Origin of the sequence: Sphingomonas lacusdianchii (assembly GCF_022664395.1) — a bacterium.
GTDB lineage: Bacteria > Pseudomonadota > Alphaproteobacteria > Sphingomonadales > Sphingomonadaceae > Sphingomonas > Sphingomonas lacusdianchii.
On the sequence record NZ_JAKRET010000006.1, the window covers coordinates 169,487 to 196,315 of the forward strand.

Genomic DNA, 26,829 nt, shown 5'->3' on the forward strand with positions numbered 1-26,829 from the left:
ATGGTCCCCCTCCCCACGATGTGGGGAGGATTTCCATTTTATTCCTCCCCGGCACGGGGAGGGGGACCAGCGAAGCCGGTGGAGGGGGGTGTCGGCATACTGAAACGTCGCGTTGCGCCGCCCGCCCCCTCCACCACCGCTTCGCGGCGGTCCCCCTCCCCGTACCGAGGAGGAACTTCCCCCCTTGCCTCCCCCGCCCCCAATCCCCAAAGCACAGCCCATGGCACAGGAATCCCCGCTCGACCGGTTTCGTGACGTCCTGCGCGGCACATCGCGCGCGATTGCCGACGAACCCGAGGTCGAACTGGCCTTCACTGCCGACGCTCCGACCGCATCGGGCAAGCATATCAAGGTGCCGATGCCTGCCCGCGCGCTGCCCGCCGATCAGGTCGCCGAAGCGCGCGGCCTCGCCGACGGTTTCGCGCTCCGCATGCGCCACCACAATGCCGCGCTCCACGCCCGCAGTGCGCCGGGCGAAGCGGTCGCGCGCGCGGTCTATGACGCGGTCGAACAGGCGCGCGTCGATGCGCTGGGGTCGGCGGGCTATGACGGCATCGCCGACAATCTCGACCATGCGCTGGCGATGCGGATGCGGTCGGACCCGATCACCCGCGCCCGCACGCGCGCCGAAGTACCATTGTCGACCGCTGTGCAGATGCTGGTGCGCGAACGGCTGACCGGTCGTGCCCCGCCTGCCGCCGCCGCGCCGGGCATGGCGCTGGTCACCGACTGGATCGAGGAACGCGCCGGCGCGCAGCTCGACACGCTGGCCGGGCTGGTCGCCGATCAGGCCGCGTTCGGGCGCAGCATCACCCGCCTGCTCGAGGACCTCGAACTGGTCGAGGGCGAGATCGAACCCGAACAGGCCGATGACGGCGGCGACGATTCCGAAGGCGAGGACGAACAGACGCCCGAGGACGACGGCGACGATTCCGGCGAACAGCAGGGCGGCGAGGGGCAGGTCGAGGCGCGCGGCGAGGATCGCAGCGACGACCAGTCGGACGGCCAGTCCGACGACATGAGCGAGGACGTCGACGCCGAGGGCGACGACATGGCGGATGGCGAGGACGAGGGCGGGATGATGCCGGTCCGGTCCAACCGCCCCTTTGCCGACCTCAACGCACAGTTCGAATACCGCGCTTTCACCACCAAGTATGACGAGGTGGTCGCCGCGACCGAACTCTGCGAGGCCGACGAGCTCGAACGGCTGCGCGCCTATCTCGACCAGCAACTGGTGCAGTTGCAGGGGGTGGTGACCAAGCTCGCCAACCGGCTGCAACGCCGGCTGATGGCGCAACAGTCGCGTTCGTGGGATTTCGATCAGGAGGAAGGGTTGCTTGACGCCGCGCGACTGGCGCGGGTGGTCATCAATCCCGCGCAGTCGCTCAGCTACAAGATCGAGCGCGACACCGAATTTCGCGATACCGTCGTCACGCTGCTGATCGACAATTCGGGGTCGATGCGCGGCCGCCCGATCGGCATCGCTGCGATCAGCGCCGATATCCTTGCCCGCACGCTCGAACGCGTCGGGGTGAAGGTCGAGATTCTCGGCTTTACGACCCGCGCGTGGAAGGGGGGGCAGGCCCGTGAATCATGGCTCGCCGCCGGACGCCCGCCGCAGCCCGGCCGCCTCAACGACATCCGCCACATCGTCTACAAACAGGCCGACGAGCCGTGGCGCCGTGCAAAGAAGTCGCTCGGGCTGATGATGCGCGAGGGACTGCTCAAGGAGAATATCGACGGCGAGGCGCTGTTATGGGCGCACGGCCGACTGCTGGCACGCCCCGAGGACCGCAAGGTGCTGATGGTCATCTCCGACGGCGCGCCGGTCGATGATTCGACGCTGTCGGTCAATTCGGGCAGCTATCTCGAACGGCATCTGCGGCAGGTGATTGCGTGGATCGAGGGCAAGTCGCCGGTCGAGCTGGTCGCGATCGGCATCGGCCATGACGTGACCCGCTGGTACAATCGCGCCGTCACGATCATGGATGCCGAACAGCTGGCCGGCACGATGATCGAGCAACTGGCGTCGCTGTTCGACAGCGAATGAAGCCGACCGCCCCGCCCGGCGGCTTTCGGGGGCCGGTCAAGCGGTCGATCACCATCGCCGGTCACGCGACGTCGATCAGTCTCGAACCCGGCTTCTGGGTGGCGCTGGAAGCGGCGGCGGCGCGACGGTCGCTGCCGCTATCGGCGCTGGTCGCGGCGATCGACGCGGTGCGGATCGAGGGCGACGATCCGCCGAACCTGGCGAGCGCGATCCGGTCGTGGTTGCTGGGTGAGGTTTCGGGGCAGTAAGGGGTTCACGCGGAGGCGCATAGGTGCAGAGAAGAAAGTAGATTTCGCGCAAAGGCGCAAAGGCGCAAAGGACGCAATGGGGTTGCGGTTGCTGCGGCGGGAATCTGTCCGGCGAAGCCCTTTATGCCTTCTGCCCAAAACAGAGCCGCTTGCGCGGCAAGACCCTTGCCCTAAACGCGACCCCTTTGCGTCCTTTGCGCCTTTGCGCGAACCAAATCTCTTCCTCTCCGCGCCTTCGCGCCTTCGCGTGAACCGACCTACTGCTGCTCCGGCAACACCGGCGCGACCGTGACCTCGTTGTGATCCCCCGCCCGGTAGCCAAGGCTCGCCCGCCCCTTCACCGGCCCGGCGACATCGGCGACCAGATAGAGCGGCCGCCGCTTCGATTCGACGTATAGCCGCCCGAGATATTCGCCGATCATCCCCAGCACGAACATCTGCACCGCGCCGAGGAACACGACGACCAGCATCGTCGATGTCCAGCCCTGCACCGCGCTGCCCGACAGCCAGCCGATCGCGATATAGGCGAACAGCAGCAGCGACAGCGCGGTCAGCACCAGCCCCATATGGCTGGCGAGGCGCAGCGGCGCGGTCGAGAAGCCGGTCACCGCGTCCAATGCGAAGCGGATCATCTTGCCCAGCGGATATTTGCTCTCGCCCGCCAGCCGTTCGTCGCGATCATAGGGGAACGGCACCTGCCGGAACCCGACCCACGCCACCATGCCGCGAATGAAGCGCGCCTGTTCGGGCAGGCTGAGGAACGCATCCAGCGCCCGCCGCGTCATCAACCGGAAATCGCCGGTGTCGAGCGGGATCGGCGTATCGGTCACCCGGTCGAGCACGCGGTAGAAGCCGGCGGCGGTCAGCTTCTTGAAAAAGGTCTCGCCCTCGCGCCGACGCCGCACGGCATAGACCACGTCGGCGCCCTCGGCGGCCATCGTCTCCAGCATCGGCCCGAGCAATTCGGGCGGGTCCTGCAGATCGGCGTCGATGATCAGGATACGTTCGCCCGCGCACAGGTCCAGCCCGGCGGTCAGCGCCAGTTGGTGCCCGTGATTGCGCGACAGGTTGATCGCCACCAGCCGCGGATCGGCGGCGGCGAGCCGTTCCATCACCGCCCAGCTCTGGTCGCGCGATCCGTCATTGACCAGCACGATCTCGTGATCGTCGCCGACCACCGTCCGCGCCGCCGCCGAGATGCGGGCGTGCAGCGTGTCGAGACAGGCGGCCTCGTTATAGCAGGGAACGACGACGGAGAGCGCGGGACGGATCATGGGCGGCTGCGTTACTCCATGCGACGCGGTTGGAAAAGCCGGATGGCACCGGTGCCGCATCCCGGTTAGGATCAGGCGTCGATGGAGCAATGCCGATGCGTGCCGCCCTTCCCGTCTTGCTGCTCACCCTTGCCACGCCTGCGTCCGCGCAAATCTGGGACGGTGGGCGCTCCGCGTTGCGCGAGGTACCGGCGATCCCGCCGGCGACCTCGCTGGTTGCAAGCGATCTGGGCGACATCAACCGCTCGATCCGCGACGGGCGGCGGCGCGGCGACCTGACCCGGGCGGAGGCACGGACGTTGCTGGCCCAGAGTGCGGTCATCGATCGCCTTAACCGCCAGTACCGACAGGGCGGCCCGATCGCGATGAACGCCCCGGCGCTCGTCGACCGCACGCTGGCGTTGCGCGGACAGGTCGACGCGGCACGGGCACGGCCCAGATGATCGGGCTTGCGATGTAGGATTTCGCTTGCCACCCCGGACCGCGGCAACGGGGAAACGACACGATGATCGGGGCAAGCGTCGGCGAGGACGGCATCAACCGCGCAGAGGATGTGCGCACGGTGCAGTGGCTGTTGCTGCGGATCGGCATTGATCCCGGCGCGGTCGACGGACTTGCCGGGCCGCGCCTGACTGCGGCGATCCGCATCGCGCAGGACCGGTTCGGGATCGACGCCGATGGCCGGATCGATCCCGGCGGGCGGACGATCGCCCGCCTGTCCGCTGCTCCCGCGACATGGGACGGCGACAGCCGCAACTGGCCGCAGGAGCGCAAGCTCGCCAGCCTTCACCCGCGCTTCCGCAGCCGCATCGCCCGCGTGATCGCGAAACTGCGACGCGACGACCTGCGGCCGACCATCGTCTATGGCTGGCGATCGGTCGCGGTGCAGCGGCGGTTGCTGCGCGAAGGGGTGACGCAGGTCGGCTTCAGTTTCCACAATGCACAGACGCCCGACGGCCTGCCCGCTGCCTGGGCCGCCGATCTGGTCGATGATCGCTGGTACTGGACCGAACCCGAATGCCACATCTTCTTCCGCGCGCTGGGTGCCGCGGGCAAGGCCGAGGGGCTGATCTGGGGCGGCGACTGGACGTTCCGCGACTGGGCGCATCTTCAGGGGCGGCGCAACGCCGAACTGGCCGCCGTGCGGCGCGAGAGCGGGCTGACCTAATCCGCGTTACCGATTCTTCACTCCCCGGCCTTACCCTCGCCGGCCATGTCGTCCTCCGCCCCGCCACCATCAATTTCGACCCGCGCCGTCGCAGGCGTGGCGATGCTGCGCGGCTTCCTGCTGGTCGCGGTGGTGGTGGCGGCCGGGGCGGTGATCGGATTGTTCAGCCGTCACGCCTTTTCGGTCGCCTTCTGGCCCGCCAACGCGATGCTGGTCGGGATCATGCTGCGGAAACCATCGCTGTTCCGGCGGTCGGGCTGGGTGGGCGCGTTCGTCGGCTTCCTCGCCGCCGATCTGATGTTCGACCGCGATCTCGACCTGTCCGCCTTCTTCGCGCTCGCCAATACCGCCGGCACGCTGACCGCGACGATCGCCCTGCGCCGGCTCGACCCGGCCGACCTGCGGCTCGAACGCGCCCATTCGGTACTGCGGATTCTTGCCTGCTTGATCCCCGGCTGTCTGGTCGCCGCGCTGATCGGCGCGGTCCTGGTCGTCGTCGAATTTCATGGATCGGCCGCACAGACGATGCTGACCTGGCCGGCAAGCGAGCTGGTCAACTATCTCGTCGTCCTGCCGGTGCTGCTGACGCTGCGCCACCCAGATGCCCAGCCGCCCGCCATCGCCGAACCGCCGCTCTGGCCGGCACTGGCACTGGCGCTGTCGTGCGTCGCGGCGGTACAGTTTGACGGACCGGGCAGCATCATGTTCCCGATGCCGGCGCTGCTGCTGTGCGCGCTTACCTATCCGGTCGCGATCACCGCCGTTCTGACCATGCTGCTCGGCACCGGCTGCCTCGTCACCATCGGTCTGGGAATGGTCGCGATCGGACAGGACATGGCCATCCCGCGACTGGTGCTGTCGGTGCGGATCGCGGTCGCGTTCCTCGTCCTCGTGCCGCTGACGATCAGCAGCGTGATGGCGGTGCAGAACGCGCTGCTGCGCCAGTTGCGCGAGGCCGCCGAACATGACGGGCTGACCGGCCTGCTCAACCGGCGCGCGTTCGAACAGCGGTTGGAGAAACGGCTGCTGCGGCGGCTGCCGCCGGGGGGCGGGCTTGCGCTGCTGTGGCTCGATCTCGATCATTTCAAGGCGATCAACGACCGCCACGGCCATGCGGCGGGCGACGCGGTGCTGCGCGCGGTCGCCGACACCCTGCGCGGCGTGTGCGGTCCCGGCGAGCTGTGCGGAAGACTGGGCGGGGAAGAGTTCGCGCTGCTCCTGTCCGCCCCAGACCGCACCACCGCCCATCGCGTCGCCGAACGCCTGCGCGATGCGATCGCCACGCAGCGGGTCGACTGGCACGGTGCCACGATCCACGCCACCGCCAGCATCGGCGCCTGTCACCTCACCCGCATGCCGACCGACACCGCCCCGCTGCTCCGCCGCCTCGACGAGGCGATGTACCAGGCCAAGCGCAGCGGGCGGAACCGCATCGAATGGCTCGACACGCCCGAGGCCGCCCGCGCGGCCTAGCTCAACCGGAGTTTCCCTCGAGCCGCGCCAACGCCCATTCCGCCGCCTCGCGCACGACCGCATCGGGGTCGGCACAGGCGGCGCGCACCGGACCGACCAGCGCCGCATCGCCGCTATTCCCCGCCGCGATCAGGGCGTTGCGCACCATCCGGTTGCGCCCGATCCGCTTGATCGGCGATCCGCGGAACACCTCGCGAAACGCGGCATCGTCGAGCGCGATCAGGTCGGCCAGCCGGGGGGCGGCGAATTCCGCCCGCCCGGCAAAGGCACGATTGGCGGCGGCGGCATCGGCGAACTTGTTCCACGGGCACACCGCCAGACAATCGTCGCAGCCATAGATGCGGTTGCCGATACCCGCCCGGAACTCGACCGGGATCGGCCCGGCATGTTCGATCGTCAGGTACGAGATGCAGCGCCGCGCATCCAGCCGGTAGGGCGTAGGGAACGCATCGGTCGGGCACGCCCGCTGGCACGCGTCGCACGACCCGCACCGGTCGCGCGCCGCCGGATCGGGCGTCAGGTCGAGCGTGGTGTAGATCGCGCCGAGGAACAGCCAGCTGCCATGGTCGCGGCTGACGAGATTGGTGTGCTTGCCCTGCCAGCCGAGGCCCGCCGCTTCGGACAGCGGCTTTTCCATCACCGGCGCGGTATCGACGAACACCTTCAGGTCGCAGCCCGATTCCTGCGCCAGCCAGCGGCCGAGCGTCTTCAGCGCCTTCTTGACCACATCGTGATAATCGCTGCCCTGCGCATAGACCGAGATACGACCGCGATCGCCCGCCCCGGCCAGCGCCAGCGGATCGACGGCGGGGGCATAGCTCATGCCCAGCGCGATCACCGACTTCACCTCGCTCCACAGCGCGGCGGGCGATCCGCGCTGTTCGCTCCGCTCCTCCATCCAGATCATCGACCCGTGCCGCCCTTCGTCCAGCCACTGCCGCAGCCGTTCGGCGGTACGCGGCGCGGCATCGGCGCGGGCGATGCCGCACGCGACGAAGCCGCATTCGGCGGCCTTGGCGCGAATACGCTCGACGATATCGCCTGGCGGGGCCTTGTCTCGGGTCACCTCCCCCCGCTACCCTCTAACCGACGCGCGCTAAAGGGCGACGTGTGGGGGATGTTGCTTGCAGGACGAAAATTGGGCGCTCAGCGCGGACGGACTGGTCAAGCGCTTCGGCGATCGGCGCGTCGTCGACGGGATCGATCTGCAGGTACCGTATGGCGCGGTGTACGGCGTGCTCGGCCCCAATGGCGCGGGCAAGACGACGACGCTGCGCATGCTGCTCGGCATCATCGAACCCGACGAAGGCCATCGCCGCCTGCTCGGCCGATCGGCCCCGCGCGACGCGTCGGACCGGGTCGGCTATCTGCCCGAGGAACGCGGCCTGTATCCCGGCATGAAGGCACGCGAGGCGATCGCCTTCATGGGCGCACTGCGTGGCCTCGACTGGTCGGTCGGGCGCAAGCGCGCGGCGGTGATGCTCGAACAGGCGGGGCTCGGCCACGCGGTCGACAGCAAGATCCGTAAATTGTCCAAGGGCATGGCCCAATTCGTCCAGCTGCTGGGATCGGTCGTGCACCAGCCCGAATTTCTCGTGCTCGACGAACCCTTTTCGGGCCTCGACCCGGTCAATCAGGAACGGCTGGAGGCGCTGATCCGCGCCGAGCGCGACCGCGGGGCGACGATCCTGTTCTCGACCCATGTCATGGCCCATGCCGAGCGGCTGTGCGACCGGCTCTGCATCATCGCCGGCGGCAAGCGCCGGTTCGAAGGGACGGTCGACGATGCCCGTGCGCTGCTGCCGATGAAGGCGCATTATGTCCCGCGCGACCCCGCCCCCGGCATCGCCGCGCTGTTGCCGGGCGATGCGCAGGAGGAACGCGGCGGCTGGCGCTTCACGCTGCCGCCTGCGGGGATTGAGGGGATATTGGTGCGACTGATCGACGCGGGCTACGGCATATCGGGGCTGTCGATCGAACGGCCTGGGCTGCACGACGCGTTCGTGCGGATCGTCGGCGAAGCCGATGCGGAGAAGGCAGCATGAGCCGCTTGATCCGCCAGACGCTGACCATCGCCCGGCGCGACTTCATCGCCACGGTGATGACGCCGATGTTCCTGCTGTTCCTGCTCGCCCCGCTGCTGTTCGGCAGTTTCGGTGCGGTCGGATCGCTGGGCGCGCAGAGCGTCGGGCAGAGCGCGGAGGGCAAGGAACGCATCTATGCCATCGCCGCGCCGGCCGACGCCGCCCGGCTGCGCGCCGCCGATGCGCTGATCCGCCCGGCGGTGTCGCGCGAGCGCGGGCTGCCGACATTGGTCACCGTCGCGCCCGCCGCCGACCCGGCGACGCAGGCGCGCACGCTCTTGTCCAATCCCGATATCGACGTGCCGGCGGTCCTGTATGGCCCCCTCGACCGGCCGCAACTGATCCACGCCAACCCCCAGTCGACCACCGCGCGCTATCTGGCGGCGCTCGCCGAACAGGCGCTGCGTGACAGCCGGGCGAACCTCGGCGCCGGCCGGCTGTCGCGACCGACCTTCGCCCGCGTCGAGCGCAGCAGCACCTCGCTCGGCGGCAAGAGCGCGGCCGGCTTCTTCGCGGTCGTGTCGCTGTTCGTCGTCACGCTGATGCTTGCCGGACAGGCGGTGGGCACGATGGCGGAAGAACGATCGAACAAGGTGATCGAGGTGCTGGCCGCCGCGGTGCCGCTCGAATCGGTATTCCTAGGCAAGCTGCTCGGCATGTTCGGGGTGGCGGTGCTGTTCCTCGCCTTCTGGGCGGCGGTCGGCATCAATATCGGTGCGCTGTTGCCGCCCGACTTTGCCGAAGGGCTGTCGGGCATTGCCCCGGCGATCGGCATTCCGGGCTTCGTCCTGCTCTACATCCTGTATTTCACCATGGCCTATATGCTGCTCGGCGCGGTGTTCCTGACCGTCGGCGCACAGGCGGCCACGCCGCGCGAAATCCAGATGCTGTCGCTGCCGATCACCATTTTCCAGATGGCGATGTTCGGCTTTGCGCTGGCCGCGATCGGCCGCCCGGGCAGCTGGGTCGCGCTCGCCGCCGAAATCTTCCCGTTCAGCAGCCCCTTCGCCATGGCCGCCCGCGCCGCGACCAGCGGCGAATGGTGGCCGCATCTCGTCGCGCTGGCATGGCAGCTGCTGTGGGTCGCGCTGACGATCGTGATCGGCGCGCGGCTGTTCCGGCGCGGGGTGTTGCAGTCGGCGGGTCCGAAGTTCCGGTGGTTCCGGCGGGGGTAGAATGGACTACACCGGGCGGTCACCATGCGGATGATGTTGTTGTGCGGCGTCCTGACCGGCGTCGCTTACTACCTGCTATTGTCGCTGCTCGACCACTGGCACGTCGTTATTGCCCCGCGCGAAGCCGGAGCGCTGGTTGCTGGATTGTGCGCCGGGCTGATCTTCTGGGGCGTTCCGCGTCTGCTGCGCCGCCGTCCCTGATCCGTTTGCTCGTCGCCGGGCGCAACCGACCGGTGGAAGCGTCGACCCTACTTCGTCACCAGCGTCACGATCGACAGCCCCGGCGGCATCGGAATGCGCCCGAGCAGATGCCGCTCCAGCCGGAAGATCGTCTCGAACGCGGTATTCAGCGCCTTGGGCGGGGGCGAATCGTCGCTGTCGTCCTTGCCGGTCAGCTTGCCCGCGACACGCGCCGCCACCGCAGCCGGAAACAGCAGTGAGTTGAAATAGCGCAGGCCTTCATGCTTCAGGCCGGCATCGGCGATCGCCTTGGCTAGCGTCGCCTTCGAATAGCGGCGATGGTGGTGGTTCACCACGTCATGCGCGCTCCACATCCATTGATGCGCGGGTACGGTGACGAGGATCTTGCCGCCCGGGGCCAGCCGGTCGGCCATGCCGCGGAACGTCGCGACGTCGTCCTCGATATGCTCGACCACGTCGAGCACCGCGATCATGTCATAGTGCGCGCTGACCCCGGCGAGCGTCGGCAGCGGCGCGGTGCCGACCGGCTTGCCCAGCCGCTCGCTGGCGATCTCGCGCGCCGCCGGATCGATCTCGATCGCGTCGACCGTGCCGAACCCGGCCAGCATCGGCAGGTTGTGGCCCGTGCCGCACCCGATTTCGAGGATGCGCGCACCCGGCTTCAATCCCGCATAGCGTGCGACATAATCGGCGAGGATCTCGCGCCGCGCGCGATACCACCAATGCGTCGAGTCGTGCGCCGCCATGCGGTCGTAAACGATGCGGTCCATCTTATCCGAATACCCATGAACGATTGAGCGCGAAGGTGGCGAAGGGGGTGACCAGCACGGCGGGGACCAGCGGCACCCAGTCCGCCATGCCCGCCAGATCGACCAGCCCGAAGGTGAACAGCGCGTTCAGCACCATGCCGAAACCCTGCACCAGCAGGAACTTGACCGGCTGTTCCGCCCCTTCCGAGCGCGTGCCATGGTCGCGAAAGCTCCACCGGCCATGCGCGACCCAGCCGAACGCGGCAGCGACGACGAAGGCCGGCACGACCGCAACGAACGCATAGCCGGTCGGCAGCACATAGGTGACCAGCGGCAGGTACACGATCGCATAGATCACCGTCGACAATCCGCCGACGATGCCGAACCGGATCAATTGGCCCAGCACCCCGTCGGGTATCAGTCGTTCGATCCGCGCGATCACCCGCGTGCCCACCCTTGTCCTTTGCGCGCCATCCGATACAGCGCCGCCTTTGCCACCATGGCTGGACAGCCGCCGTAGATTGCGCGGCGCGCGGGGGAAAGTAGTTTTGACCAGGCATCCCTCCTTCGCCCACGAACTCGACCGGCACTGGCTGCGCTGGCTGTTGCTCGCCTGGGTCGTGCTGGCGGCATGGTTCCTGTGGCAACGCTGGAACGCGGTCCACTGGCTGGCCCTGTCCGACACCGACGACAATATGCGGCTGATGCAGGTCCGCGCATGGCTGGGCGGGCAAGGCTGGTATGATCTGCGCCAGTACCGGCTGAACCCGCCGGGCGGGCTCGATATCCACTGGTCGCGGCTGGTCGACCTGCCGATCGCCGGATTGATCCTGTTGCTCAAACCCTTTGCCGGACCGGTCTGGGCGGAGCGGCTGGCGGTCGGCATCGCGCCGCTGTTGCCGATGGGGGTCGCGCTGATCGCCCTGTCGGTGACGGTGCGGCGGCTGGTGTCGCCGGTCGCATGGCCGCTCGCGGTGCTGTTCCTGCTCGGCTGTTCGTCGACGCTGTTGATGTTCATGCCCGAACGCATCGACCATCATGGCTGGCAGCTCGCCTGCCTCGCCTGGACCGTCGCCGGCATCGCCGATCGCAAACAGGCGCGCGGCGGGATGGTCGTCGGCCTGTCCTCGGCCGCCTCGCTGACCATCGGCCTCGAGCTTCTCCCCTATTGCGCGATGGCCGGGGCGATCGTCGCCTTGCGCTGGGTGTGGGACCGGGCGGAGGCGCGGCGGCTCACCGTCTATGGCGCGACGCTGGCCGGCGCGAGCGCGATCGGCTTCGTCGCCTTCGCCTCCAACGCCAATTACGCGATGCGCTGCGACGCGCTGACCCCGGTCTGGCTGTCGGCGGTGGTCGCGGGCGGTGCGCTGCTGGTGCTGATCGCGCGGATCGGACCGAAGGCGTGGAGCGTGCGCCTCGTGCTGACGCTGATTGCGGGCGGTGCGTTGGCCGGTGCCTTCGCGACGCTGTTCCCGCAATGCCTCGGGCGGCCCGAGGGCGTGTCGGAGGAACTGGCGCGCACCTGGCTCAACAATGTCCGCGAGGCGAAACCACTCTACACCATGCCGGGGCGGACCATCTTGCTGATCGTCACCGGGCCGATCATCGGTCTGCTGGGCGCGATCTTCGCGACGTGGCGCGCGCGGCGTTCGGCCGATTTCGTCGGCTGGGCGGTGGTCACGCTGTTCACGACCTTCGCCGTGGCGATGCTGTTCTGGCAGATCCGCTCCGGCCCCGCCGCCCAACTGCTGGCGATCCCCGGTACGGTGGCGCTGGCATGGATCGTCGTGCCGTGGCTGCTGTCGCGCAAGAGCGCGGTGGTGCGGGTGCTCGGCACGGCGGCGCTGGTCTCGCTGCTCGTGCTCGGCAACCTGTTCGTGGATCAGGTGGGCAAGCTGCTGTCGATGCTGCCCGACAGCGGCCTGACCAGCCATGTCCGCATCAAGCCGCAGGACGCGCGCACCAAGGTGATCCTGCGCGCCGGCGCCCGCTGCGCCAGCCTGCCCGCGCTACAGGCACTGAACCGGATCCCGGCGGCGGTGATGTTCACCCATGTCGATCTTGGCCCCCGCCTGATCGTCGCGACGCATCATGACGGCATCACCGGCCCCTATCATCGCAATGGCGACGCGATCCTCGACGTGCACCATGCGTTTCAGGGCGATCCCGACAATTTCCGCACCATCGCCCGCCGCCATGGCGCGACCTATTTGCTGACCTGCCCCAACATGGCGGAAACCACCGTCTATCGCGCCCGATCGCCCGGCGGTTTCTACGACCTGCTCGCGCATAACAAGGTGCCCGACTGGCTGACCCCGGTGCCGCTGCCCAAGGGGTCGCCGCTCCGGCTGTGGCGGATCGAGTATCGGTGATCCCGCCGCGCGTCATCGCCTATTGGCAGCACCTTTTCGGCGGAAGGGAAGCGTTCGTCGCTGGCGCGGTGTCGCTTGCGATCAATGGCTCGCTCGATACGGCGCGGGCCGCGATGATTCTCACCCGCGACGACGGCACCGTGTCGGTGGCACTCCAACCATCACTTGCCGAACGGGCGCAGCTGCTCGATGCCGGAAGCATCTCGCTTCCGGACCTTCGCACGCGACTCGCTGCATCCGGGATCGTGCTCGTGCGCCGTGTGACCGAAGCCGACCGGGACGCTTTCGACCGATTCTATCGATCGGCATCACCGCAGGACCGCGACGATGCATGGGTCGAATTCGATCACGCTGCGGTGTTCGGCAGTTTCGACGGCGACCGGCTGGTCTGCGCCGCCAGCATGGTGCCATGGCCGGAGAGTCCGCTTGCCGATCTCGGCGTGCTAACCCTTCCCGACGCGCGCGGGCGCGGCCATGCCCGCGCAGTCATTGCCGCAATCGCAGACCACGCCGTCACGGCCGGATATGAACCGCAATATCGTTGCCAGACCGACAATCGTGCATCGGTTGCGCTCGCACGGTCGGCGGGGTTCGGCTCACTCGGTCAATGGGAAGTGATTCGCCCCTTCGACGACTGATCCCCAAACGCGAAGCGCCCGCCCCCTTGCCGGGGACGGGCGCCTCAGACCGATAAGGCCCTGTCGCTTAGCGGGCAGCGACCTGCTGCGCCGGGGTCAGCGGCTTGGCGATGCGGAAGCGGACCGGACGGCCGCCGACTTCGCCCGACACGGTGCGGTCGCGCACTTCGAGGCGGAACGGCTCGCCGCTGGTGACGACGGTGCCCGACAGCACGGTCGCGCCATTGTCGGCGACGCTGCGGGTATAGTCGAACTTGTAGCCGTCACGCTCGATCTCGCTCGCCGAAGCGAGGGTCGGGATCAGCATGCCCGCGGCGACGAGGGCGACACGAAAAGCGGCGGCGGCGGCAAAGCTGCGCATGGTGTTTCTCCGGCTGGTTGAGGGGTGACGCTCGTGCGTCGTTTCGTTGCCAGAGTTGTGCATGGTGCAGCGCAATATCGCAACTGCACAGGTTTTTACCGCAATTGCAGAAAACGAAATCGGAATTAGGGTAAAAAGCGATTCACCACATCGCGGGCCAGCCGCGCCGGTCGCTTCGTCCCCGCGTCGAGCGAGCACCAGGTGCTCTGCACCTCGGCCAGCACCTCTTCGCCGCGCTGGATCAGCGTCGAGAAATAGGCGCGTACGCCCTCGACCCGTTCGGCGACGACCGTCGCGACGATCGTGTCGTCCAAGAAAGCGGGCCGCCGATAGGTGATCTCATGGCGCAGCGCGACCCACAGGTGCTTGGCCACCGCCTCGGCGGGTGCCACACGTTCCCAATAGGCGACGACCGCATCCTGGACCCATGACAGGTACACGGCATTGTTGACGTGCCCCATATGGTCGATGTCGCCCGGCGCGACGGCAAGCGGATGCTGATGTCCCATTGTCAGAGCGTGGGCGCTGCTGACATGCGAGTCAATGCGGGTCGCGCCGAAGCGAATGGCAACGGGCGACCGTCCGGCCGGTTGCCCGTCCATCGACGCCCGTCTCCCGGCGCCGGCGCTACGCCTTCGCCACCACGCTTTCGGGCAGGTCCTTGCCGAACACCCGCTGATAATATTCGGCGACCAATGCCCGCTCGGCCTCGTCGCACTTGTTCAGGAACGACAGGCGGAACGCGAAACCGACATCGCCGAAGATCAGCGCATTCTGTGCCCAGGTAATCACCGTCCGCGGGCTCATGACCGTCGAGATATCGCCGTTGACGAATCCCCGCCGCGTCATGTCGGCGACGCGCACCATCTTCTCGACCGTGTCCTTGCCGCCGACCTTGTCATATTCGCCCGACTTGGCGAGCACGATCCGCGCCTCGGTGGCGGCGGGCAGGTAGTTCAGCGTGACGACGATGTTCCACCGGTCCATCTGCCCCTGATTGATCTGCTGCGTACCGTGATACAGGCCCGACGTATCGCCCAGACCCACGGTATTCGCCGTCGCGAACAGCCGGAAATACGGATTGGGCCGGATCACGCGATTCTGGTCGAGCAGCGTCAGCTTGCCCTCGGTCTCCAGCACGCGCTGGATCACGAACATCACGTCGGGGCGGCCGGCGTCATATTCGTCGAACACCAGCGCGGTCGGCGTCTGGAGCGCCCAGGGCAGCAACCCTTCGCGGAACTCGGTGATCTGCTGCCCGTCCTTCAGCACGATCGCGTCGCGCCCGATCAGGTCGATGCGGCTGATATGCGCGTCGAGGTTGATGCGGATGCACGGCCAGTTCAGCCTTGCTGCGACCTGTTCGATATGCGTCGACTTGCCGGTGCCGTGATAGCCCTGCACCATCACCCGCCGATTGTGCGCAAAGCCCGCAAGGATCGCCAGCGTCGTGTCGGGATCGAACACATAGGCCGGATCGGCATCGGGCACGCGTTCGTCGGCGACCGAGAAAGCGGGAACTTCGAGATCGCTGTCGATGCCGAACATCTCGCGCACCTTCACCATCCGGTCGGGTGCGCTCAGGATCGTGGTCGCGGCAGCTTCGGGCAGGGTATCGGTAGTCATGCGGGCCTTTCGCGTGGGCACAGGGGAGCGCCCGCGGTCCTTTAGGACGAAGCGGGCCGCCTACTCAACCTTCGGCGGCAATCGGAACAGCGACGTGAACCGTTCGGCAATCGCCCGGTTCCCCTCGACCGCGATCGCCGCCACCGTCGCCAGCGGCCGTCCGCCATACACGACCGGCAGGAACGCCGACGGCGCGCCCGACAGCGTCGCATCGACCACCCCCTGTCCCCGCCGGACCTGCAGCGCGCCATCGGCCAGCGTCGCGACATAGCCATCGTCGCCGAACCGGAACGCCACCCGCGCCTGCCACTCCCCCGCCCGCTCCGCCACCAGCAGCATCTTCAGCGACAGCATCAGCGACACGGCGGAGAAGGGCAGCGTCGGATCATGCGTCGGCGACCGCAGCGCCCATTTCGCCAGCGCCAGCACGACGTCCTCGCTCTCATAGCCCCAGCGCGTCAGTTCATAGACCTGCACATTGGCGGGCGGCGGCAGGCGGTGGCGATGGACGATCCCCACCGCCTCGAGTCCCGCCAGCCGCTGCGTCAGTACATTGGCGCTGATCCCCGGCAGACCGGCGCGCAATTCGCCAAAGCGGCGCGGCCCCAGCAGCAATTCGCGCATCAGCAGCAGCGCCCAGCGCTCGCCGACATATTCCATACCCAATGCCGCGCCGCATGCATCGTCATAGCGTCGCCGATCGGCCTTGGTTACTTTTTCTAACTCCATAGTTGCAGTTTGTAACCCAAGGGCGCACCCAAGACAAACAGCGATTCGAGAGGGCCGGGGAGAGGGTGCCATGTCGAAGATGATTTTCGTGAACCTCGCGGTGGCCGATGTGCCTGCCGCGACACGATTTTACGAAGCGATCGGCTTCGTGAAGGACGAGCGTTTCTCGAACGATCGCGGATCGGGAATGACGTGGTCGGAAAGCATCCACGTCATGCTGCTCGACCGCGATTTCTACGCGACCTTCACACCAAAGCGGATCATCGATGCGCGGACCGAAAGCGGCGTGCTGCTGGCGCTGTCGTTCGACGATCGCGCCGCCGTCGACGCGATTACCGACGCCGCGCTGGCGGCGGGCGGACGCGAGCTCCACGATCCCGAGGACGAAGGTTATATGTACAGCCGCGCGTTCGAGGATCTCGACGGCCATGGCTGGGGGCCGTTCACCATGGACATGGCCGCCGCCGCTGCCGCCCATGAAGGAGCCGGCGCATGACCTATATCGACGGTTTCGTGACCCCCGTCCCGCGCGCCAGCCGCGCCGCCTATGAAGCCCATGTCGCGCAGGCGGCGGCGATCTTCGCCGATCTTGGCGCGACGCGGCTGGTCGAATGCCGGGGCGACGACGTGCCGGCGGGCAAGCACACCGACTTCGCCCGATCGGTCGCCCTGACCGACAACGAGGACGTGCTGTTCAGCTGGATCGAATATCCCGACCGCACGACCCGCGACGCGGCGGGCGCGGCGATGATGGCCGATCCGCGGATGGAAGCGCTCGGCATGCCGTTCGACGGCAAGCGCATGATCTATGGCGGGTTCGACGCCGTGATGGTCAGCGGCGACGACGCGACGCCGGGCTATGTCGATGGCTGCCTGACTCCGGTCCGCAGCGAGGACCGCGCCGCCTATCTCGCCTTCTCGGCCGAATCGGCGCAGGTGTTTCGCGATCACGGCGCGTTGCGCGTCGTGGAGGGCTGGGGCGACGACGTGCCGCCGGGCAAGCACACCGACTATGCCCGCGCCGTCGACCTGCAACCGGGCGAGATCGCCTGTTATTCGTGGATCGAATGGCCGTCGAAGGACGCGCGCGACGCCGGGTGGCAGGCGGTGATGGCCGATCCGCGCATGGCCGATCGCGAAATGCCCTGCGATGGCAGGCGCATGGTCTATGGCGGTTTCACCCCGATCTTCGACCAGCGCATGGGAGCAGGCGCATGAACCGGCAGGGCGACTTCATCTGGTATGAATTGCTGACCAGCGACGTGGACGCGGCAGCGCGCTTCTACACCGACGTCGTCGGGTGGCAGGTACAGGATTCAGGCATGCCCGGCATGGACTATCGCCTGTTCGTCGCCCCTGACGACGCGATGATCGGCGGGCTGATGGCGATGCCGCCGGGCATGCCCGCGCCGGTGTGGCTCGGCTATGTCGCGGTCGACGATGTCGATGCCGCCACCGCCGATTACGTCACGCATGGCGGCACGCAGCACATGCCGCCCACCACCATCCCCGGCGTCGGCCGCATCGCGATGCTGACCGACCCGCAGGGCGCGGCGCTCTATCTGATGCGCAGCGAGAGCGACGAAACCAGCACCGTCTTCCAGCCCGCCGACCAGGCGACGCCCGGCCATTTCGTCTGGAACCAGCTGATGGCGGCCGACCCCGACGGTGCCATCGCCTTCTATGTCGACCGGTTCGGCTGGCGACAGGAAGGGTCGATGCCGATGGGATCGTTCGGCGACTACAAGTTCCTGCTGAACGGCGACGTCGCGATCGGCGCGGCGATGGGCATGGTGCCCGGCGGCAAGCCCGGCTGGCAATATTCCACCCATGTCGCCGATATCGACCATGCTGCCGACCGGATCACGGGGGGCGGCGGCACGATCCTGCAGGGGCCGGACCAGATCCCCGGCGGCAGCTATTCGATCGTCGCCACCGATCCGCAAGGTGCGCGCTTCGGCCTCGTCGGACCGCGCCGATGAGCAAGCTGCAACTGTGCCTCGTCGTCAACGGCCGGGCGGAGGAAGCGGCACGCTTCTACGCCGCGACCTTTCCGGACAGCACGGTCGGGGCGATCCACCCGGCCGCTGCCGACTTTCCCGGCGGCAGGGCGGGCGACCCGCTGGTCGTCGAATTCACCCTGCTCGGCCAGCCCTGTTTCGCGCTGAACCACGGCCCGCCCACGCCCTTTTCGGACGCGATCTCGTTCCAGGTGCTGACCGACGATCAGGCGGAGACCGACCGCTACTGGAACGCGATCGTCGCCGATGGCGGACGCGCCCGTGACTGCGGCTGGTGCCAGGACCGTTTCGGCCTGTCGTGGCAGGTGACGCCGCGCGCTGATGGCGGGCATGGCCGATCCCGATCCGGCGGTGGCCGCGCGGGTCATGCAGGCGATGATGACGATGCAGAAGATCGACGTTGCGGCTATCGAGGCGGCGCGCAACGGAGAGAAGCAATGACCGAACATGAACTGGCGATCGAACGCCGCATCGCCGCCCCCGTCGACGCGGTGTGGCGGGCATGGACCGAGAACCTCCCCAAATGGTGGGCGCCGCGCCCCTGGACCACCGAGCTGCTTGCGCTCGACCTGACGCCGGGCGGCCGCTTCGCGACGACGATGCGCGGCCCGGGCGGCGAGGAAATGACCGGCGAGGGCGTGATCCTCGACGCGGTCCCTTACGAGCGCATCGTCTTCACCAAAGCCTTCGCCCCCGGCTGGATACCGCAGCCGCAGCGGCTGGCGTTCGTCGGCATATTCACCTTCGAAGCCGATGGCGACGCGACCCACTACCGCGCCGCCGCCCGCCACTGGGACGAAGAGACCGCGAAGATGCATGCCGAAATGGGCTTCGAAGGCGGCTGGGGGATGGTCGCGCAGCAGCTGGAGGCGGTGGCGGTCAATTTTGCGTGACGGTTCCTACCTCATCCTTCAGCCACCCGTTCGGTTCGAGCAGCTTCGAGCGAAGTCGAGAAGCGTCTGTCGAGAACTCCCCGTTTGGGGCACCGCCTTCTCGACTACGGTTCTCGACAGGCTCGAACCTGCGCTCGAAGCAAACGGACTACAGAAAGCGGGGAGGACTCACGCAAACGCCGCCGCCCCCTTCAACTGCTGATAGGCCGCGATCACCTTCTGCAACGCCGCCTCGTGCCGCCGGTCGCCGCCGTTGCGGTCGGGATGATAGCGCCGCACCAGTTCCGAATAACGCTGGCGCAATCCCGTCCGGTCGACATCGATCTCCAGCCCCATGACCTTCAGCGCCGACCGGTCGGCCGGACTGAGCGGGCGGCCGTCCTTGCGCTCGGCGCGGTTCACCCGCGCGTCGCGGAATTTCACCCCGATCGCGTCGAGCGGATCGGCGAAATCGGCCCAGGCCGGTCCCGGATCACCCCCCGCGCGCGCAAAGGCGCGCGTCTCGCGGTCCCAGCCGGCATAGGGTCGCTGCGCGTCGTGGATTTCCTCGGCGGTCATCCCGGCGAAGTAATTATAGCCGGCATTGAACGCGCGGATGTGGTCGAGGCAGAACCAGCGATAGGCGCTCGGCCGTTCGCCCCCCTGCGGCGCGCCCTCGACCGGCGGCGCACGGAATTCGCCCGCTTCGTCGCATCCCGGCACTTCGCACGGCCGGCCATTCGCCTCGACCCGCCCATGGAAGCGGGCATTGGGGCGATCCTTGCTGATCTTCTCGCGCGCCACGCGACTCCCTTTGGCAAAACCGGTTATATAGGGCGGATGACCGACACCACCACCATGCCGCTCGCCGATCTGATCGCCCAGCGGCTGCGCGACGCCCTGTCTCCGACCCATCTGGTCGTGACCAACGACAGCCACCACCATGCCGGCCATATGGGCGACGACGGCACCGGCGAGACCCATTTTTCCGTCGAGATCGTCGCCGATGGCTTTATCGGCCAGTCGCGCGTTGGGCGGCAACGGATGGTTAACCGGGCGCTCGCCGACCTGTTGGCCACCCGCATCCATGCGCTGGCGATTCGCGCCCGCGCGCCGGGAGACCACGATTGAGCTACGACCTCTGGTACTGGCCGACGATACAGGGCCGCGGCGAATTCGTTCGACTGGCGATGGAGGGCGCGGGCATCGCCTATCGCGACCGCGCGCGCGAGGATGGCGTCGAAGCAATGCTGGCGATGCTGGAACGGCACCCGCGCCCGCCCTTCGCCCCGCCCTTCCTGTCGCTCGACAACATGGTCATCGCGCAGGTCGCCAACATCCTGCAATATCTGGGCGAGCGCCATGGCCTGAGCATGTCGAGCATCCGCGACCGGCAATGGGCCAATCAATGGCAACTGACCATCGCCGACCTCGTCGCCGAGGTGCATAATGTCCATCACCCGGTCGGCACCGGCGATTATTATGACGCGCAGAAGCCCGAGGCCGCCCGCGCCGCCACGCAGTTCCGGGACGAACGCCTGCCCAAATTCCTGACCTATTTCGAAGCGCTGCTGGACGAAAACAGCGACCCCTGGGCGATCGATCATCGCTGGACCTATGTCGACACCTCGCTGTTCCAGCTGGTCGAAGGGCTGCGCTACGCCTTTCCCAGACGGATGGCGGCTCTGGAACCCGGTCTGCCGCGCCTGATCGCGATCCACGACGCCGTCGCCACCCTGCCCGGCATTGCCGACTATCTTGCCAGCGACCGGCGTATCCCTTTCAATGAAGACGGAATTTTCCGCCACTATCCCGAACTGGATGCCGATTGATGGAAAACGACCGCTTCTTTCTGCAGACGATCCAGCCAATCACCCATGATCTGGGCGGGTTCAAGGTCCATCGCACCCTGCCGACCAGGACGCGGACGATGGTCGGCCCGTTCATCTTCTTCGACCAGATGGGCCCGGCAGAACTCGACCCCGGTCAGGGCATCGACGTGCGCCCGCATCCGCACATCAACCTGTCGACCGTCACCTATCTGTTCGGCGGCGCGATCGATCACCGCGATTCGCTCGGCACCTTCGCCCGGATCGAGCCCGGGGCGGTCAATCTGATGACCGCCGGCCACGGCATCGTCCATTCCGAACGATCGCCGGACGACGAACGCGCCGGCGGCCCGCTGCTGTCGGGCATCCAGACATGGCTGGCGATGCCCGAGGATCGCGAAGAGATCGATCCCGCCTTCGAACATGTCGAAGCGACCCGCCTGCCGATCGTCAGCGGCAGCGGCGCGACCGCGCGCGTCGTGATGGGCGACCTCTGGGGCGTCTCGGCCCCGACCACCCAGTACGCCGCGACCATCTATGCCGACATCATCCTCGAATCGAGCGGGTCGATCCCGATCGATGCCGGTGCCGACGAACGCGCGCTGTACCTGACCCATGGCGACGCGGCGCTGGACGGCGTTGCGCTCGAACCGATGACACTCTACGTCCTGCGCCCCGGCATCGCCGCCACGCTGCGTTCGTTGGGCGGCGCGCGCGTCATGCTGTGCGGGGGGGAGGCGTTCACGACGCCGCGCCATGTCTGGTGGAATTTCGTCTCCTCGCGCCGCGACCGCATCGATCAGGCCAAGGCCGACTGGAAAGCCGGCAACTTCCCCAAGGTCCCCGACGATGCCGAGGAATTCATTCCCATCCCCGAAATCCCCAAGACGGTCAGCTATCCATGACCGAACTGCATCGTATCGCACTGTCGACCGGCGTGTCGCTCGACGTCGCCGTCGCGGGCGATCCGGCCGCGCCGGCGATGATCTTCCTCCACGGCTTTCCCGAATCGCACCGGACGTGGCGGCATCAACTGCCCGACTTCGCGCGTGACCATTTCGTGATCGCGCCCGACCAGCGCGGCTATGTCCGGTCGGACAAGCCGAAGGCGGTCGCCGATTATGCCCCCGATCGCATCGTCGCCGACCTGATCGCGCTCGCCGATGCGCTGGGCGTCGGGCGCTTCACGCTGGTCGGCCATGACTGGGGCGGCGCGATCGCATGGATGGCGGCGCTCAGGCACCCCGACCGGATCGACCGCCTCGTCATCCTCAACGCACCGCATCCGCGGATCTTCCAGCGTTCGCTGTTCGACGATCCCGACCAGCGCGCCGCCAGCCAGTACATCACCCGCTTCCGCGACACGTCGATCGATCGCGGGCTGATCGGTGCCGGCCTCGAACATTTCTTCGCGACCGGCTTCGCGAAGCTGGTGACGCGTACCATCGCCGGCGCGGACAAGGCCGCCTATCTCGACGAATGGTCGCAGCCGGGCGCGATGACAGCGATGCTCAACTGGTACCGCGCCTCGGCGATCGTCGTTCCCGCACCCGGCGAAACGCCTGAACGCCCGGCCTGGATCGACGCACCGTTTCCGCCCGTGACCCAACCGACGCTGGTGATCTGGGGCACGCGCGACAAGGCGCTGTTACCGGTACAGATCGAAGGGCTGGACGCCGTAGTGCCCGACCTGACGGTAGTGAAGGTCGATGCGGGGCATTTCGTACCATGGGAGGCACCGGATGCGGTGAATGCGGCGATACGGGGGTGGCTATCCTGACCCGCCAAAGATGGCTCTCCACCGTTCATGCTGAGTAGGGGCTGAGCGAAGTCGAGAAGCGTCTGTCGAGTACCCGCCCGCGTGGGGCACCCCTTCTCGACTACGCTTCTCGACAGGATCGAACCTCCGCTCGAAGCAAACGGGGGTGGTAGAGGAACCTACCCCCGAACCACCTTCGCCACCGAATCCAGCAACCCGTTGACGAACCCCTTTTCGCGCCGATCGTAGAACGCATCGGCCACGTCCAGATATTCGCTGATGACCGCCGCCACCGGCACGTCCGGCCGCGCGATCAACTCGTACGTCCCTGCGCGCAGGATTTGCCGCATCGGCTTGTCCAGCCGGTCAAGCGTCCAGCCGGTCGACAGCTTGGAGGCAATCATCGCGTCGATCTCGTCGCGGCGGGCATCGACGCCCTTGACCACGTCGTCAAAGAAATGGACGTCGGCCTCGGCATATTCGACCTCTTCGATCGTCGCGCCCAGCCGGTGCTGGTGGAATTCGTGGAGCAGGGCCGGGATCGGCGTCGCTTCCATCTCATGCTGGTACAGCGCCTGGACGGCGGCCAACCGGGCGGCGGCGCGTGCCTGACGGGCACCGCGCGGGCGGGAATTCTTGCTGGTCATAAGCGCCGCCCCATAGCCGCTGTCGCACCGACAAGTCGAGGGGGCGCTTTCCTACAGGCGCAGCGCGTGACAGGGTGGCCTAACGCTCCTTGCACCGTCCGCCCCGATCCGCCCGGCGCGCGCCTTGCGCACGAACGTGAACTCTGGCTCCGGCCGCGCCGTCTTCCGCGGCGGTGGGCTTTCGGCAAGGGGCATTGCTCCCCTACCACGCCGTACCCCGGCGGAGGCCGGAGTCCAGTTGGGGAACGCCGGTAAGGTCCGGAAAGGCCTTGCCAACTGGCCCCCGGCCTCCGCCGGGTGCGGTTCGAACCGCAGGGGAACACCCCCGTCGCCAAACATGTGCAAGTGTGAACTTAGTGAACTTTGGCCCGCCCGGACACGACCCTACCCCCGCGCAGGCGGTGGTCCAGAGCCAGACAGGACCGTCGCACATTGGACCCTGGATCCCCGCCTGCACGGGGATACGCCATGATTACAATCGTATAGCCACCGACCGCGCATGCGCCGGCAGTCCTTCGGCCCCGGCCAGCGTCACCGCCGCCGGGCCGATCTTCGCTAATGCTGCCGCGTCCAGCCCCAGAAAGCTGGTCCGCTTCATATAATCCAGCACCGACAGCCCCGATGCGAAGCGCGCCCGCCGCCCGGTCGGCAGCACATGGTTCGGCCCCGCGACATAATCGCCGACCGCCTCGGGCGTATAGCGACCGAGGAACACCGACCCGGCATGGCGCACCGCCCGGAACAACGGTTCGGGATCGCCGACCGCCAGTTCGAGATGCTCGGGCGCCAGTCGGTCGATCAGCGGCATCGCGTCGGCCAACGTCGGCACGACCACGATCGCCCCGTTCGCGTCCCAGCTCGCCCGCGCCACCTGTCCGGTCGCAAGCTCGGCGATCTGTTCGTCGACCGCCTTCGCCACGGCCTCGCCGAACCCCGCATCGTCGGTGAACAGGATCGACTGGCTGGTCGGATCATGCTCGGCCTGGCTGAGCAAATCGGCGGCGATCCACGCCGGATCATTCTGCCCATCGGCGACGACCACGATCTCCGACGGCCCGGCGACCATGTCGATCCCGACCACGCCGTACAACTGCCGCTTGGCCTCCGCGACCCAGGCATTGCCCGGCCCGGTCACAACATCGACCGCCCTGATCCGGTCGGTACCATAGGCCAGCGCCGCGACTGCCTGCGCGCCGCCGATCCGCCATACCTCATCGACCCCGGCCAGCGCCGCGGCGGCCAGCACCAGCGGATTGACCTCGCCCTTGGGCGTCGGCGTGACCATCACGATCCGCTCGACCCCGGCGACCTTGGCCGGCACCACGTTCATCAGCACCGACGACGGATAGGCGGCACGTCCGCCGGGCACATAGACACCCGCCGCCGCGACCGCGCTCCACCGCGCGCCCAGCCGGACGCCATCGGCATCGACCTCGTCGCGATCCTCGGGCCGCTGCTTGGCGTGATAGGCGACGATCCGGTCATGCGCCAATTCGAGCGCCGCGCGCAATTCGGGGGCCAGCCCGTCCAGTGCCGCCCGGCATTCGGCCAGTTCGATCCGCCAGCCGGTCGCGTCCGGGTCATGGCCATCGAACTTTTCGGTAAAAGCACGCACCGCGGCATCGCCCTCGTCGCGCACCGCGCGCAGAATCGCGGTAACGTCGCGCGCCACGTCGCTATCCGCCTCGCGCCGCGCATCGACCAGCGCCGCGAAGTCGGCGGCGAACCCCGCCGCGCCCGCGTCCAGCCGGATCATGCCGCCACCGCCCGGCGGAACGCATCGACCAGCGGCACGACCGCCCCCCGCGTCTTGAACGCCGCGCGGTTGACGACCAGCCGCGACGTCACCTCGGCAATGGTTTCGACCTCGACCAACCCATTCTCCTTCAGCGTCCGCCCCGACGACACCAGGTCGACGATGCGCGGCGCGAGCCCCAGCACCGGCGCGAGTTCCATCGCCCCGTTCAGCTTGACGCACTCCGCCTGAACGCCCCGCGCGGCGAAGTGGCGCTGGGTGGTGTGCGGATATTTGGTGGCGATGCGGACATGGCTCCACCCGCGCGGATCGTCGGTCGCGGCCATGCCGGCCGGTTCGGCCACCGAGATGCGGCAATGCCCGATCTTGAGGTCGACCGGCGCATACAGCTCGGAATAATCGAACTCGGCCAGCACGTCCGACCCGACGATGCCCAGCTGCGCCGCGCCATGCGCGACGAACGTCGCCACGTCGAACGCGCGCACGCGGATCAGGTCGATGTCCGCCCGGTCGGTGCGGAAGCGCAGCGCCCGGCTGTCGGGATCGCTGAACGCCGCCTCGGGCACGATGCCGGCGCGGGCGAGCAGCGGCATGGCTTCGTCGAGGATACGCCCCTTGGGCACGGCGATGATGATGGGGTCGGTCATGGGCAACCGGCGCTTTACTTGCGGTGCATCCCGGGCGCAACAGACGCCCGATGACCGAGGCCGACTTCATCGCCGCGCTGCGCACCCTGCCGCTCCACCCCGGCGCGCACGACCTGACCGACGACGCCGCGCATCTGGGCGACCTCGTGCTGACCAAGGACATGATCGTCGAGGGGGTTCATTTCCTCGGCAACGATCCTCCCGCCGATGTCGCGTGGAAGCTGGTCGCGACCAACCTGTCGGACCTGGCCGCCAAGGGCGCGGAGCCGGTCGGAGTCATGCTTGGGGTTCCGATCGGCGACGACGCCTGGGACCGCGCCTTTCTCGCCGGCTTGGACGCGGTGCTCCGCAGTTTCGCCTGTCCGCTGCTCGGCGGCGACACGGTGAAGCTGCCGCCACACGCCCCGCGCCTCCTGTCGCTGACCGCGCTCGGCCGCAGTGCCCATGCGCCGCGCCGCGACGGTGCGAAGGCCGGCGATGCGCTGTGGGTCACCGGCACGATCGGCGATGCCGGCGCGGGCCTCGCCATCGCACGCGGCGGGGACGGCCCGGCGGCGCTCCTCAACCGCTATCGCCGCCCGACGCCGCGGCTGGCCGAGGGACAGGCACTCGCCCCGCTCGTCCATGCGATGATGGACGTGTCCGACGGCCTGCTCATCGACGCTACCCGTATGGCGGCGGCGAGCGGCCTAGCGGTGACGATCGACCTCGCCGACGTCCCGCTGTCGGAAGCGTTGCGGACCTTCGGCCACGACGCCCTGACCGCAGCGACGGCAGGCGATGACTATGAACTGCTCTTCGCCTGCGACACCACGCCGCCGGTAGCAGCCACCCGGATCGGGACGTTCGCAGCGGGCGCCGGCCTGACCCTTCTCAACGCAGGTCGCGCCATCCCGCTCCCCGAGCGCTTGGGATATCAGCACTAATCCTCCCCGGCACGGGGAGGGGGACCGCCGCGAAGCGGTGGTGGAGGGGGATCTCGCCGCACGTTCCGCCTGCCGCCCTCCCCCTCCACCAGCCGATGGCTGGTCCCCCTCCCCGTCCCGGGGAGGATCGCAACGGTCCCGCAAGTAGGGAGGATTTAGTGGGTTGCGCGCCCCGCCCATCGGCATAAGCTGCCCCGCTTCCAAGGGTTCGACCCGACGAGACA

Annotated in this window: 31 protein-coding genes; 19 read left to right on the top strand and 12 right to left on the bottom strand. The window is 68.0% G+C overall.

Annotated elements, in window-relative coordinates:
- Positions 1–220: 220 nt before the first annotated feature.
- Positions 221–2,050 carry a cobaltochelatase subunit CobT gene (gene cobT / locus MF607_RS10355; RefSeq protein ID WP_242118291.1) on the top strand — a complete coding sequence of 610 codons (1,830 nt, stop codon included), beginning with the start codon at positions 221–223 and terminating at the stop codon, positions 2,048–2,050.
- Complete coding sequence (locus tag MF607_RS10360; protein WP_242118293.1) at positions 2,047–2,298, top strand: ribbon-helix-helix domain-containing protein; 252 nt, start codon at positions 2,047–2,049, stop codon at positions 2,296–2,298. The genes cobT and MF607_RS10360 overlap by 4 nt, the downstream gene beginning before the upstream one ends.
- Before the next feature lie 257 nt (positions 2,299–2,555).
- Here the strand turns inward: MF607_RS10360 and MF607_RS10365 are convergent, their stop codons facing one another.
- Positions 2,556–3,572 (bottom strand): glycosyltransferase family 2 protein, encoded by a 1,017-nt coding sequence (locus tag MF607_RS10365; protein ID WP_242118295.1) that lies wholly within the window; start codon positions 3,570–3,572, stop codon positions 2,556–2,558.
- A gap of 95 nt (positions 3,573–3,667) precedes the next feature.
- Here MF607_RS10365 and MF607_RS10370 point away from each other — a divergent pair, with 95 nt between their 5' ends.
- The 3 genes from MF607_RS10370 (at position 3,668) to MF607_RS10380 (ending at position 6,213) form a co-directional block, all read left to right on the top strand.
- Complete coding sequence (locus MF607_RS10370; RefSeq protein ID WP_242118297.1) at positions 3,668–4,015, top strand: hypothetical protein; 348 nt, start codon at positions 3,668–3,670, stop codon at positions 4,013–4,015.
- A 62-nt stretch (positions 4,016–4,077) separates the two neighbouring features.
- Positions 4,078–4,740 carry a peptidoglycan-binding protein gene (locus MF607_RS10375; protein WP_242118301.1) on the top strand — a complete coding sequence of 221 codons (663 nt, stop codon included), beginning with the start codon at positions 4,078–4,080 and terminating at the stop codon, positions 4,738–4,740.
- A gap of 45 nt (positions 4,741–4,785) precedes the next feature.
- On the top strand, positions 4,786–6,213 hold the full coding sequence (locus MF607_RS10380) for a GGDEF domain-containing protein (RefSeq protein ID WP_242118303.1): 1,428 nt from the start codon (positions 4,786–4,788) through the stop codon (positions 6,211–6,213).
- 1 nt (position 6,214) lies between these two features.
- Here MF607_RS10380 and queG read toward each other — a convergent pair whose 3' ends face one another.
- The gene (queG, locus tag MF607_RS10385) at positions 6,215–7,279 is read right to left on the bottom strand and encodes a tRNA epoxyqueuosine(34) reductase QueG (protein ID WP_431311926.1); all 1,065 of its coding nucleotides are present in this window, start codon (positions 7,277–7,279) and stop codon (positions 6,215–6,217) included.
- Positions 7,280–7,337: 58 nt separating this feature from the next.
- On the opposite strand from queG, the gene MF607_RS10390 reads away from it, so the two are divergent.
- The 3 genes from MF607_RS10390 to MF607_RS10400 are packed head-to-tail and all read left to right on the top strand — an operon-like array spanning position 7,338 to position 9,673.
- Positions 7,338–8,258, top strand: a complete 921-nt coding sequence (locus MF607_RS10390) for an ABC transporter ATP-binding protein (RefSeq protein WP_242118306.1) — start codon at positions 7,338–7,340, stop codon at positions 8,256–8,258.
- A complete protein-coding gene (locus MF607_RS10395) occupies positions 8,255–9,472 on the top strand; it encodes an ABC transporter permease (RefSeq protein ID WP_242118308.1) in 1,218 nt (405 codons plus the stop codon). The genes MF607_RS10390 and MF607_RS10395 overlap by 4 nt, the downstream gene beginning before the upstream one ends.
- Positions 9,473–9,496: 24 nt before the next feature.
- Positions 9,497–9,673, top strand: a complete 177-nt coding sequence (locus tag MF607_RS10400) for a hypothetical protein (RefSeq protein WP_242118311.1) — start codon at positions 9,497–9,499, stop codon at positions 9,671–9,673.
- A 47-nt stretch (positions 9,674–9,720) separates the two neighbouring features.
- On the opposite strand, the gene MF607_RS10405 is transcribed toward MF607_RS10400, so the two are convergent.
- Entirely contained in the window at positions 9,721–10,443 is a 723-nt protein-coding gene (locus tag MF607_RS10405; RefSeq protein ID WP_242118313.1) for a class I SAM-dependent methyltransferase, read from the bottom strand.
- 1 nt (position 10,444) lies between these two features.
- On the bottom strand, positions 10,445–10,876 hold the full coding sequence (locus MF607_RS10410) for a GtrA family protein (RefSeq protein WP_242118315.1): 432 nt from the start codon (positions 10,874–10,876) through the stop codon (positions 10,445–10,447).
- A 94-nt stretch (positions 10,877–10,970) separates the two neighbouring features.
- Here MF607_RS10410 and MF607_RS10415 point away from each other — a divergent pair, with 94 nt between their 5' ends.
- Positions 10,971–12,794 (top strand): AcrB/AcrD/AcrF family protein, encoded by a 1,824-nt coding sequence (locus tag MF607_RS10415; RefSeq protein ID WP_242118318.1) that lies wholly within the window; start codon positions 10,971–10,973, stop codon positions 12,792–12,794.
- Complete coding sequence (locus MF607_RS10420) at positions 12,791–13,432, top strand: GNAT family N-acetyltransferase (protein ID WP_242118320.1); 642 nt, start codon at positions 12,791–12,793, stop codon at positions 13,430–13,432. Before MF607_RS10415 ends, MF607_RS10420 begins: the two co-directional genes overlap by 4 nt.
- 67 nt (positions 13,433–13,499) lie before the next feature.
- Here the strand turns inward: MF607_RS10420 and MF607_RS10425 are convergent, their stop codons facing one another.
- From MF607_RS10425 to MF607_RS10440, 4 genes are all read right to left on the bottom strand, one after another.
- Positions 13,500–13,793 carry a hypothetical protein gene (locus MF607_RS10425; protein ID WP_242118322.1) on the bottom strand — a complete coding sequence of 98 codons (294 nt, stop codon included), beginning with the start codon at positions 13,791–13,793 and terminating at the stop codon, positions 13,500–13,502.
- Between the two features lie 125 nt (positions 13,794–13,918).
- Entirely contained in the window at positions 13,919–14,302 is a 384-nt protein-coding gene (locus MF607_RS10430) for an acyl-CoA thioesterase (protein ID WP_242118323.1), read from the bottom strand.
- 118 nt (positions 14,303–14,420) lie between these two features.
- On the bottom strand, positions 14,421–15,419 hold the full coding sequence (gene cobS / locus MF607_RS10435) for a cobaltochelatase subunit CobS (RefSeq protein WP_242118325.1): 999 nt from the start codon (positions 15,417–15,419) through the stop codon (positions 14,421–14,423).
- Positions 15,420–15,479: 60 nt separating this feature from the next.
- Positions 15,480–16,148, bottom strand: coding sequence for a winged helix-turn-helix transcriptional regulator (locus tag MF607_RS10440; protein WP_242118327.1), 669 nt, complete (start codon positions 16,146–16,148; stop codon positions 15,480–15,482).
- Positions 16,149–16,218: 70 nt separating this feature from the next.
- Between MF607_RS10440 and MF607_RS10445 the strand changes: the two genes are divergently transcribed.
- From MF607_RS10445 to MF607_RS22930, 4 genes are read left to right on the top strand one after another with little or no spacing between them, the layout of a single operon-like run.
- Positions 16,219–16,644 carry a VOC family protein gene (locus MF607_RS10445; RefSeq protein WP_242118330.1) on the top strand — a complete coding sequence of 142 codons (426 nt, stop codon included), beginning with the start codon at positions 16,219–16,221 and terminating at the stop codon, positions 16,642–16,644.
- Entirely contained in the window at positions 16,641–17,366 is a 726-nt protein-coding gene (locus tag MF607_RS22925; RefSeq protein ID WP_347340879.1) for a DUF1428 domain-containing protein, read from the top strand. The genes MF607_RS10445 and MF607_RS22925 overlap by 4 nt, the downstream gene beginning before the upstream one ends.
- Positions 17,363–18,130, top strand: a complete 768-nt coding sequence (locus tag MF607_RS10460; RefSeq protein WP_242118332.1) for a VOC family protein — start codon at positions 17,363–17,365, stop codon at positions 18,128–18,130. Before MF607_RS22925 ends, MF607_RS10460 begins: the two co-directional genes overlap by 4 nt.
- Positions 18,127–19,062, top strand: a complete 936-nt coding sequence (locus tag MF607_RS22930) for a VOC family protein (RefSeq protein ID WP_347340880.1) — start codon at positions 18,127–18,129, stop codon at positions 19,060–19,062. The genes MF607_RS10460 and MF607_RS22930 overlap by 4 nt, the downstream gene beginning before the upstream one ends.
- A gap of 168 nt (positions 19,063–19,230) precedes the next feature.
- Here MF607_RS22930 and MF607_RS10475 read toward each other — a convergent pair whose 3' ends face one another.
- A complete protein-coding gene (locus MF607_RS10475; RefSeq protein ID WP_242118336.1) occupies positions 19,231–19,845 on the bottom strand; it encodes a J domain-containing protein in 615 nt (204 codons plus the stop codon).
- A gap of 36 nt (positions 19,846–19,881) precedes the next feature.
- On the opposite strand from MF607_RS10475, the gene MF607_RS10480 reads away from it, so the two are divergent.
- The 4 genes from MF607_RS10480 to MF607_RS10495 are packed head-to-tail and all read left to right on the top strand — an operon-like array spanning position 19,882 to position 22,650.
- Positions 19,882–20,172: a BolA family protein gene (locus tag MF607_RS10480; RefSeq protein WP_242118338.1), complete on the top strand. Its 291-nt coding sequence runs from the start codon at positions 19,882–19,884 to the stop codon at positions 20,170–20,172.
- Positions 20,169–20,873 carry a glutathione S-transferase gene (locus tag MF607_RS10485; protein ID WP_242118340.1) on the top strand — a complete coding sequence of 235 codons (705 nt, stop codon included), beginning with the start codon at positions 20,169–20,171 and terminating at the stop codon, positions 20,871–20,873. The genes MF607_RS10480 and MF607_RS10485 overlap by 4 nt, the downstream gene beginning before the upstream one ends.
- Positions 20,873–21,775 carry a pirin family protein gene (locus MF607_RS10490; RefSeq protein WP_242118342.1) on the top strand — a complete coding sequence of 301 codons (903 nt, stop codon included), beginning with the start codon at positions 20,873–20,875 and terminating at the stop codon, positions 21,773–21,775. Before MF607_RS10485 ends, MF607_RS10490 begins: the two co-directional genes overlap by 1 nt.
- On the top strand, positions 21,772–22,650 hold the full coding sequence (locus MF607_RS10495; protein ID WP_242118344.1) for an alpha/beta fold hydrolase: 879 nt from the start codon (positions 21,772–21,774) through the stop codon (positions 22,648–22,650). The genes MF607_RS10490 and MF607_RS10495 overlap by 4 nt, the downstream gene beginning before the upstream one ends.
- A gap of 158 nt (positions 22,651–22,808) precedes the next feature.
- Here MF607_RS10495 and nusB read toward each other — a convergent pair whose 3' ends face one another.
- The 3 genes from nusB to hisG form a co-directional block, all read right to left on the bottom strand.
- A complete protein-coding gene (gene nusB, locus MF607_RS10500; protein ID WP_242118346.1) occupies positions 22,809–23,276 on the bottom strand; it encodes a transcription antitermination factor NusB in 468 nt (155 codons plus the stop codon).
- 472 nt (positions 23,277–23,748) lie between these two features.
- A complete protein-coding gene (hisD, locus tag MF607_RS10505; protein ID WP_242118348.1) occupies positions 23,749–25,032 on the bottom strand; it encodes a histidinol dehydrogenase in 1,284 nt (427 codons plus the stop codon).
- The gene (gene hisG, locus MF607_RS10510; protein WP_242118351.1) at positions 25,029–25,679 is read right to left on the bottom strand and encodes an ATP phosphoribosyltransferase; all 651 of its coding nucleotides are present in this window, start codon (positions 25,677–25,679) and stop codon (positions 25,029–25,031) included. Before hisG ends, hisD begins: the two co-directional genes overlap by 4 nt.
- A 50-nt stretch (positions 25,680–25,729) precedes the next feature.
- Here hisG and thiL point away from each other — a divergent pair, with 50 nt between their 5' ends.
- Positions 25,730–26,605, top strand: coding sequence for a thiamine-phosphate kinase (thiL, locus tag MF607_RS10515; RefSeq protein ID WP_242118353.1), 876 nt, complete (start codon positions 25,730–25,732; stop codon positions 26,603–26,605).
- Positions 26,606–26,829 lie beyond the last annotated feature (224 nt).

Bases quoted from the DNA above. Each gene is read 5' to 3' on its own strand.
- MF607_RS10430 (WP_242118323.1), bottom strand. From the start codon at position 14,302: ATGGGACATCAGCATCCGCTTGCCGTCGCGCCGGGCGACATCGACCAT.
- MF607_RS10425 (WP_242118322.1), bottom strand. From the start codon at position 13,793: ATGCGCAGCTTTGCCGCCGCCGCCGCTTTTCGTGTCGCCCTCGTCGCC.
- MF607_RS10370 (WP_242118297.1), top strand. From the start codon at position 3,668: ATGCGTGCCGCCCTTCCCGTCTTGCTGCTCACCCTTGCCACGCCTGCG.
- MF607_RS10360 (WP_242118293.1), top strand. From the start codon at position 2,047: ATGAAGCCGACCGCCCCGCCCGGCGGCTTTCGGGGGCCGGTCAAGCGG.
- cobT (WP_242118291.1), top strand. From the start codon at position 221: ATGGCACAGGAATCCCCGCTCGACCGGTTTCGTGACGTCCTGCGCGGC.
- nusB (WP_242118346.1), bottom strand. From the start codon at position 23,276: ATGACCAGCAAGAATTCCCGCCCGCGCGGTGCCCGTCAGGCACGCGCC.
- MF607_RS10375 (WP_242118301.1), top strand. From the start codon at position 4,078: ATGATCGGGGCAAGCGTCGGCGAGGACGGCATCAACCGCGCAGAGGAT.
- cobS (WP_242118325.1), bottom strand. From the start codon at position 15,419: ATGACTACCGATACCCTGCCCGAAGCTGCCGCGACCACGATCCTGAGC.
- MF607_RS10480 (WP_242118338.1), top strand. From the start codon at position 19,882: ATGACCGACACCACCACCATGCCGCTCGCCGATCTGATCGCCCAGCGG.
- MF607_RS10495 (WP_242118344.1), top strand. From the start codon at position 21,772: ATGACCGAACTGCATCGTATCGCACTGTCGACCGGCGTGTCGCTCGAC.
- MF607_RS10490 (WP_242118342.1), top strand. From the start codon at position 20,873: ATGGAAAACGACCGCTTCTTTCTGCAGACGATCCAGCCAATCACCCAT.
- MF607_RS10365 (WP_242118295.1), bottom strand. From the start codon at position 3,572: ATGATCCGTCCCGCGCTCTCCGTCGTCGTTCCCTGCTATAACGAGGCC.
- MF607_RS22925 (WP_347340879.1), top strand. From the start codon at position 16,641: ATGACCTATATCGACGGTTTCGTGACCCCCGTCCCGCGCGCCAGCCGC.
- MF607_RS10440 (WP_242118327.1), bottom strand. From the start codon at position 16,148: ATGGAGTTAGAAAAAGTAACCAAGGCCGATCGGCGACGCTATGACGAT.
- MF607_RS10395 (WP_242118308.1), top strand. From the start codon at position 8,255: ATGAGCCGCTTGATCCGCCAGACGCTGACCATCGCCCGGCGCGACTTC.
- MF607_RS10460 (WP_242118332.1), top strand. From the start codon at position 17,363: ATGAACCGGCAGGGCGACTTCATCTGGTATGAATTGCTGACCAGCGAC.
- MF607_RS22930 (WP_347340880.1), top strand. From the start codon at position 18,127: ATGAGCAAGCTGCAACTGTGCCTCGTCGTCAACGGCCGGGCGGAGGAA.
- thiL (WP_242118353.1), top strand. From the start codon at position 25,730: ATGACCGAGGCCGACTTCATCGCCGCGCTGCGCACCCTGCCGCTCCAC.
- MF607_RS10445 (WP_242118330.1), top strand. From the start codon at position 16,219: ATGTCGAAGATGATTTTCGTGAACCTCGCGGTGGCCGATGTGCCTGCC.
- MF607_RS10405 (WP_242118313.1), bottom strand. From the start codon at position 10,443: ATGGACCGCATCGTTTACGACCGCATGGCGGCGCACGACTCGACGCAT.
- MF607_RS10380 (WP_242118303.1), top strand. From the start codon at position 4,786: ATGTCGTCCTCCGCCCCGCCACCATCAATTTCGACCCGCGCCGTCGCA.
- hisD (WP_242118348.1), bottom strand. From the start codon at position 25,032: ATGATCCGGCTGGACGCGGGCGCGGCGGGGTTCGCCGCCGACTTCGCG.
- hisG (WP_242118351.1), bottom strand. From the start codon at position 25,679: ATGACCGACCCCATCATCATCGCCGTGCCCAAGGGGCGTATCCTCGAC.
- MF607_RS10400 (WP_242118311.1), top strand. From the start codon at position 9,497: ATGCGGATGATGTTGTTGTGCGGCGTCCTGACCGGCGTCGCTTACTAC.